This is a genomic window from bacterium, from assembly GCA_019695335.1.
Lineage (GTDB): Bacteria > CLD3 > CLD3 > SB21 > SB21 > JABWBZ01.
In genome coordinates, this window is the sequence record JAIBAF010000100.1 from 1 (window position 1) to 8,105 (window position 8,105).

8 protein-coding genes are annotated in these 8,105 nt (G+C 44.5%); 5 read left to right on the forward strand and 3 right to left on the reverse strand.

Features of this window, described 5'->3' with window-relative positions; translation table 11 throughout:
- Positions 1-260: 260 nt before the first annotated feature.
- Positions 261-854, reverse strand: a complete 594-nt coding sequence (gene coaE / locus K1X84_16095) for a dephospho-CoA kinase (GenBank protein ID MBX7153150.1) — start codon at positions 852-854, stop codon at positions 261-263.
- A gap of 220 nt (positions 855-1,074) precedes the next feature.
- Here coaE and K1X84_16100 point away from each other — a divergent pair, with 220 nt between their 5' ends.
- Genes K1X84_16100 through rpiB form a run of 5 tightly spaced genes read left to right on the forward strand, consistent with a single transcriptional unit; the run spans position 1,075 to position 6,565 of the window.
- Entirely contained in the window at positions 1,075-2,229 is a 1,155-nt protein-coding gene (locus tag K1X84_16100) for an acyl-CoA dehydrogenase family protein (protein MBX7153151.1), read from the forward strand.
- Positions 2,230-2,242: 13 nt separating this feature from the next.
- Positions 2,243-4,642, forward strand: a complete 2,400-nt coding sequence (locus tag K1X84_16105) for an HDIG domain-containing protein (protein MBX7153152.1) — start codon at positions 2,243-2,245, stop codon at positions 4,640-4,642.
- A complete protein-coding gene (gene ybeY, locus K1X84_16110; protein MBX7153153.1) occupies positions 4,642-5,061 on the forward strand; it encodes an rRNA maturation RNase YbeY in 420 nt (139 codons plus the stop codon). Before K1X84_16105 ends, ybeY begins: the two co-directional genes overlap by 1 nt.
- Entirely contained in the window at positions 5,058-5,906 is an 849-nt protein-coding gene (gene nadC, locus K1X84_16115; GenBank protein MBX7153154.1) for a carboxylating nicotinate-nucleotide diphosphorylase, read from the forward strand. Before ybeY ends, nadC begins: the two co-directional genes overlap by 4 nt.
- Positions 5,907-5,920: 14 nt before the next feature.
- Positions 5,921-6,565, forward strand: a complete 645-nt coding sequence (gene rpiB / locus K1X84_16120; GenBank protein ID MBX7153155.1) for a ribose 5-phosphate isomerase B — start codon at positions 5,921-5,923, stop codon at positions 6,563-6,565.
- A 9-nt stretch (positions 6,566-6,574) separates the two neighbouring features.
- On the opposite strand, the gene ribB is transcribed toward rpiB, so the two are convergent.
- Positions 6,575-7,699: a 3,4-dihydroxy-2-butanone-4-phosphate synthase gene (ribB, locus tag K1X84_16125; protein MBX7153156.1), complete on the reverse strand. Its 1,125-nt coding sequence runs from the start codon at positions 7,697-7,699 to the stop codon at positions 6,575-6,577.
- Positions 7,699-8,105 (reverse strand): riboflavin synthase (locus tag K1X84_16130; protein MBX7153157.1); only part of this gene is annotated, 407 nt, incomplete at its 5' end. The genes ribB and K1X84_16130, both read right to left, overlap by 1 nt.

Sequence of the window (8,105 nt, forward strand, 5' to 3'; positions counted from 1 at the left end):
ATGTCTTCAGCCACCAGAAAATATTAATTTCCGAATAGATCAAAACCAATCCAAGCCAGATCACCAAAGATGAGAGATTTGCATAGGTAAAGTTCCGCACAACTACCTGAAACCATCGTTCAGATTCCGATTGCAGCAAATGGCGTTTCAGTAATTGATGTTCATCTGTCGTCATTCGAATTCATATAATATAATATGGCGACGAAATGATACTCATATCGATTTGAAAAATCAATTATAAAAACCGTCGTGAATTCAAACTATAATGAAGGAACGATAGACAGAGTCGCTTTCTCCAAATCAGCAAGCGTTCCGTTATTAATGATGACTATGTCCGCTCGTTGTTTTTTTTCTTCCAGATCCATCTGCGAGCGGATTCGATTCAAGATATCGTTCTCTTTAAAATGATCGCGGGCTTGAATACGAGCAATGCGCACAGGCAAATCGGCGTATACGACGATGATTTTGTCAAACATCGATTCCATAGTTGCTTCATAAATTAATGCCGCATCAACAACAATCCGTTTCCATCCATCGCGCTGCCCTGCTACAATGGCAAAACCAATTTCTCTGATTAAATGCGGGTGTACAATCTGATTGAGTTTCAGCTTTTTGGCCTCGTCGGCAAAAACAATATGCCCTAATTCTTTTCGCTTCAACGCACCGGATTGGTCCAGAATGCCGGCGCCAAATTCATGCACTAACTCCTGCAATACATCCGGATTATTATCGACAATTTTTTTGCCGATTCGATCGGCATCAATAATATAAAAACCGTTACGTGACAAAATTGCGGCCACTTCCGTTTTACCACAACCGATACCGCCCGTCAATCCTATCAATGATGATGACATATAAAGACCTTTAGAAGTTCGGATTTAAATTATGGTAATTTCGTGCAATATTCCATCTCTTTTGCCTTATTTATAAATGTCAGGGCTATATCTTTGCACTCTAGAACATGGTTTTCAATTTACATAATTTTAAATTCGTGAAAGCCGTGCTTGATTATCCCACGCCTGATTTCTATATTACGGAGCAGTACAAAATTATATTGAAAAATAAGGAATCGGAATGGCGTTACCGTTTGAATTCACTCGTGAGGAGATGGAAATCAGAGAAAAAGCCAAAAGCTTTGCAGAAACATATATTGCACCGGTTGCAGCAGAATTCGATGAGCGTTCGGAATTTCCCGTAGAAAATATCAAGAAGCTTGCACGGCAGGGATTCATGGGAATTCCTTTTCCGAAGATATACGGCGGTCTTGGTCTAACTAATGTCGCGTATTCTCTCGCAGTTATCGAATTGGCTAAAGTCTGTGCATCGCATGGCATTACCGTTGGCGCTCACACTGGTATCGGTTGCGGTCCGATCTGGCTTTTCGGTACGGAAGAACAAAAACAAAAATACCTGGTTCCGCTGGCCAAAGGCGAGAAGCTTGCTTCATTCGGCCTGACGGAACCGACAGCCGGCAGCGATGCCGGTGGTACTCTGACTACAGCGGAACTTAAAGGCGATCATTATGTTCTGAACGGATCGAAAATTTTTATTACCAGCGCCGGATACGCCGACGTATTTGTTGTCACTGCGGTTACGGAAAAATCCAAGGGCAAAAACGGCATTAGTTCATTTATCGTCGAAAAAACATTCCCTGGATTTATTGTAGGTAAAAAAGAAAATAAAATGGGCTGGCGTGCATCGGATACGCGCATGCTGCATTTTGAAAATATGATTGTACCGAAAGAAAACCTTGTTGGCAAAGAAGGCGAAGGATTCAAAGGTTTCCTCAAAGTGCTTGACGGCGGGCGTGTAGGAATGGCCGCTTTGTCGTTGGGCATTGCGATCGGTGCGTATGAAGCGGCGCTCAAATTTGCCAAAAAACGTGAACAATTCGATCAACCGATCATCGACAATCAAGGCATTCAGTTTTACCTCGCCGACATGGCTCTGGGTATTGAATGTGGATGGCACTTGGTTTTGCATGCGGCGCGTTTGAAAGACGCCGGCAAACCTTTCACCAAAGAAGCGGCGATGGCCAAATTGCAAACGTCGGAGATGGCTATGCAAGCGACGATAAAAGCCATCCAAATTCACGGAGCGTATGGTACGACCAAGGATTATCCAGTCGAGCGTTTTTTCCGTGACGCGAAAATCGGAGAGATCGGTGAAGGCACGTCGGAAATTCAACGTCTTGTCATTGCCCGTGAAATTATCCGTTCGCTAGGTTAAAACGGAGCCCATAGTGAAGTTCAAACTTTTATATCAATCTTTTCCCTATCGCTTTTTGCGGCGATTTGTCATTTTTAAGAACCTGCTGCAGAAAAAAAATTATCTCCCTGTCCGCTTTAGTATCATCGCTGCACTGATCGTTTGTCCTGTTTTACTTTTCCCCGACAGCGATTTCACACGTTATTCGGAATATAAAATTGGAACGGTTTCACCCGATGAAGTGCGCGCGCCATTTACTTTTCCGGTATATAAAAGTGCCGATCAGCTTGAGCGCGAGCGTAAGGAAGCTGAAAACCTCATTGCACCAGTTTTCGATAAAAATGAAAATGTAGCCAAAGCGCAATTGGCCCGACTTGATGAACTGATCAATTATTTTTATCTGGTCCGGAAGTCAGCCAAACCGTTTTTATACACGGACAATGACGGTAAATCGCAGACCTATGTGCCGCAGTCTTATGATTCGTTGAAGAGCGTGATCAACAAACGTTTCGGACTCAATGTGATCGAAGAGCGCTGGCAAATGATCATCGGTAAAGAAATTATGGCCGATAAACCGATTGTTCGTACCGACACAACTGGCGAAAAATTACCACGCAAGATTGATATCGGTAAAGTTATGACCCAATTACAATTCGAACTCTTTACTAAAGATCTCCAGACCATTTTGAGCGATCAATTTGCTCTCGGTATTATCAATCTTGATAAAAATACTTTTAAGAGCCCGATTTCTCCCATCAATATTCGGGAGGGCCAACGCGAAACAACCGAATTTGTCAAAAATGTCAACGATCTCGATGAAGCGCGATACCGCACGCAGGACATGTTGCGCAATTATTATAAAGATCCCAGGCTGGTCAACGTCGGTTATGAAGTACTGACGCTTTTCCTGGCGCCCAATGTGATCAGCAATGATGACGAAACCAATCGCCGCAAGCGTGAAGCTATCAGCAGTGTTCCGCAGACCTATGGATTCGTTCTCGCCGGCGACGTCATTGTCAATAAAAACGAGACGATCACCCCCAATATCCATCAGCAACTGATTTCGCTTGAATCAACATGGGCTGAAAAACGTCACTTGGAAGGCGGCATCAAATGGATACTCCCCTATCTTGGTCGCGGACTGCTGGTATTCACCCTGATGTTTTTTCTTTTGTCATACTTATATTTTTACCGCTCCGATATTTTCAACGACGTAAAACAATTGGCTTTGATCGTATCGCTCATTCTGATTGAAGTTTTATTCTATTACGTCTTCATTCACATTTTTGATTTCCCGGTTTATGTCATTCCGATCGTTTTGAGTTCCGTGCTGATGACGACGTTATTCGACGTACGCCTCGGTTTTATTACGACGGCATCAATCAGTTTTCTGATTGGCGCGATGCAAGGACATGAATTTACAACAACGATGGTATTGATGTTCGTCGGCTCAATCGCGTGCGTAACGGTGGTCAATTTCAGCCGCCGCAGCCACATTTTCTCATCCATTCTGTGGGTATCGCTCGCATATGTTTTCATCATCATTACCATGAGTTTCGTGAAATACACCGATTTCAGCGATGTATTTTTATACCAACTTCCTTATGCCATTGCGAGCGGCATTTTGTCAATGTTGGTCGCTTTCGGATGTTTGGTTCTCTTTGAAAGTATTTTTGATGTGTGTACTACATTTACGCTGCTGGAATTATCGGATTCCAATCATCCTCTTTTGCAACAGCTGGCATTGAAGGCGCCCGGTACTTATCATCACAGTATTATAGTAAGTAATCTTTCCAAGGCCGGATCGGAAGCGATTGGAGCGAATGCACTGCTGGCACGCGTTGGCGCTTTGTATCACGATATTGGAAAAATGGAAATGCCTGAATACTTTGTAGAAAATCAGATCGGAACCGATAATAAGCACGATAAACTCTCACCTCACATGAGCGCTCTGATCCTGATTTCTCATATCAAAGTCGGATTGCAACTGGCCGAAAAGTATCGGCTTCCTAAAGTGATACGTAATTTTATCCCAGAACATCACGGCAATCAATTGATGGCTTTTTTCTACCGTAAAGCTCTTGAAAAAAAAGCCTCGGATGAAATCGTATCCGAGACCGATTTCCGTTATCCGGGCCCGAAGCCTAAAAGCAAAGAATCCGGCATCATTATGCTCGCGGACGGCATTGAAGCATCGACGCATTCGATCAAAGAACCGACGGCTAACCGCATTCGCGCAATGGTCATGTCGATTATCGAAAATCGTCTCCAGGACGGAGAACTCGATGAATGCGAACTGACGATCGGTGACCTTAAAAAAATTGCTGAAGCATTTATTCCGATCCTGTTGAGTATCTATCATGTTCGCATTGAATATCCGGGACAAAACCAAGTCTTGAACGAGGAACCCACCCCCAATATCATGTCCGCATAATGGAAACCATTGAAATTATCAATACACATACGCAGCGGCGAATTAAGCCGACGACGATCCGATCGCTCATCAAGTTGATTATAAAAAAAGAAACCAAAAAAAAACCGGGATTTTTCTCTATAGTGTTTCTGACCAACGCGCGAATGAAACAACTCAATCGCGATTTTCTCAATCACGATTACCCAACCGATGTCATTTCATTTGATCTTAGTTCCAATGACCGTATCGACGGAGAAATTTTCGTCAGCCTCGACCAAGCTTATAAACAAGCACGGGAATTTAACGTAGCGTATTCCAACGAAGTCTTGCGGCTCGTCGCTCACGGCGTACTGCACATTCTGGGATACGATGACCGAACGATCTCTCAAAGGCAAGTCATGTTGGAATTAGGCGACCGGTATATCGGAAAATTAAAATGATACTGAATCAGGAAATCAAAACGCTAATCAGACTTGCCTTGGAAGAAGATATCCGAACCGGCGACATTACCTCGACGGCTACCGTTGCGGAAACAATGAAAGGACGCGGTTTTGTTAAGGCCAAAAGCAAAGGAATCTTTTGCGGTCGCGACGTTTTCACGGAAGTGTTCGGCCAAATCGATCCCAATATCCGATGCGAATGGAACGTTCGGGACGGCGAATCGTTGGACGCCGGTCAAAAATGTTTATTGTTCGAGGGATCGTTGCGATCGATCCTGATTGCGGAACGCACGGCTCTTAATTTCATTCAACGCCTGAGCGGTATCGCGACATTAACGAATGAGTTCGTCAATCAGATTCGCCATACTTCGGCTAAAATCATCGATACACGTAAAACAACGCCGTTGTGGCGTGAACTTGAAAAATATGCGGTAGTTACCGGCGGTGGTTCCAATCACCGAATGGGTTTATACGATATGTTCCTGATCAAAGATAACCATATTACCGCGGCCGGCGGAATTGGTTCCGCGATCCGTAGCGCAATCGCTTATAAAGAACACTCTCAGAACCGGTGTGCCATTGAAATCGAAACAAAAAACCTTGCCGAAGTAAAAGAAGCTTTGCAATTTCCCATACAAAGAATCATGTTGGACAATATGAGCGTTGCCGACATACGGGAAGCCGTGCAGATGATCCGCCACCGATGCGAAGTCGAAGCATCAGGTGGAGTACACCTATCGAACGTCCGTGAAATCGCTGAAACAGGCGTCGATTTTATTTCCGTAGGATCGTTGACACACTCGGCACCGGCTATGGATCTATCGCTTTTGATCGAAACCATTTAAATTTATTTGATGTTATGAAAAAACTGATTACGGAACGGAAAGTCATTGAACAAGCCAAGCGCGGTAAAGAATTTGAAATTACAGGTGATGAAATTATTACGTCTCTTGCCCACGACAAAGCTAAACAGCTCGGCATCGTTTTCAAAAAAGCCTCTCCCAAGGCATCAGAAAGCTCGGCTGCACAAACACCATTAAAAGCCGGGGCCGACAAAAAAGTGGCGCTGGGAGCCGATCATGGCGGATTTGCACTCAAAGAATTTTTGAAAAAAATATTAAAAGATTCCGGATATACGGTCATCGACGTCGGAACGAATTCTACCCAGTCCGTCGATTATCCAGATTTTGCTCACGCGGTTGCACAATTGGTTTCGGATGGCGACTGTTTTCGAGGTATCATGGTCGACGGCGCGGGCATCGGTTCGTGTATGACGGCCAATAAAGTTCCGAGTGTGCGTGCAGCCATGTGCTACGATATTTCCTCCGCCGTCAACAGCCGTGAACATAATAATGCCAATGTCCTGACACTCGGCGGTAAAATGATCGGCGAACTGGTAGCAGAACAAATTGTCAAAGTGTGGCTAAAAACAGAATTTGGCGGAGGGCGGCATCAGGCAAGAATCGATAAAATTACTACTATTGAGAAGAAGTATTTTAAATGATTGGCAAGTTTAGCTTGTTAATTTAATTTCCGTGATCGGAACAACCTCAACAATTTCCAGCCCGTAGCCATCGAGCCCGATATATTTTTTTGAATTGTTTGTCATCAACCTGATCTTTTTTATTCCCAGATCAACCAGAATTTGCGAGCCCACGCCCAACGAACGCCAGTCTTTGTCGGTATCCTGCGTATGGTGACTATCAAGCGATGATTTACCTTCATCGGCATAAAGACCTAATCCTCGGCTGTCGTGTCCTCTTAAATAAATAAACGCGCCACACCCCGCTTTTTCAATTTGCTCAAGGCAACGGTGAATCGGTACCATCGACGGAAAGATCGATGATCCAAAAACGTCAGACATCAGGCTTTGCGAATGAACACGCACCAAAACCGGCTGGCCGGATCGGACATTGCCTTTGGTAATAGCTAGATGTTGATCATGATTCAATATGTTTTCATACACCGTCACATTGAATGCACCGAACATACTTGGCAGATCAATATCGTTGGCCACGGCACGGACAAATTTCTCTTTACGCAAACGATAATTAATGAGATCCTTGATCGTTATAATTTTCAGATCAAATTGTTTGGCTATTTCGATGAGTCGTGGAACACGCGCCATTGTTCCGTCCTCGTCCATGATCTCACACAGAACGCCTGCGGGGTAAAGCCCCGACAGCCGCGCCAGATCGACCGTAGCTTCCGTATGTCCTGAACGTTCCAATACTCCGCCGTCGCGCGCTACAAGCGGGAATATATGGCCCGGCCGCGCTAAATCGTCGGGCTTACATTTCGGATCGATCACGGTATGAATGGTAGTCGAGCGGTCTGCTGCCGAAATACCGGTGGTTGTACCCCGCTTCGCATCAATTGTAACGGTAAATGGCGTGGCATGTAAAGCCGTATTACGATCTACCATAATATTAAGTTCGAGTTCGTCGGCACGCTGTTGCGTGATCGCCAGGCAAATCAATCCACGGCCGTGTTTCGCCATAAAATTGATCGACTCCGGCGTTACCTTTTCCGCCGGCATAATGAAATCACCTTCATTCTCACGATCCTCATCATCGACTACAATTAACGGCTTGCCATTTTTGTAATCGATAATCGCCTCATCTATCGAATGAAACATTAGAATCCTTTCGATTTTAACCACTCTTCAGTGATAATAGATTTTTTTTCTTTTTCACCGAATAGCCGTTCGACATATTTCCCGATCATATCCATTTCCAGATTGACCGAATCTCCGGCTTTCTTTGTGCCAATAATGGTTTTTTCCCATGTGTGCGGAATGATGGAAACAGAAATGCGGCTGTCATGTAATTCAGCAACAGTCAGACTGATGCCGTCCACTGCAACCGATCCGACCGGAATAGCATATTTGATGAGTGATTGGGTAACCTCAATGGTAACCCACCAGCTAGTTGTGCGCGATGCGATGGAAATAATTTTGCCCACTCCGTCGACGTGTCCTAAAACCAGATGCCCGCCGAGCCTGTCCGATAACTTCATCGCTCTTTCAAGATTGATCTGATCAC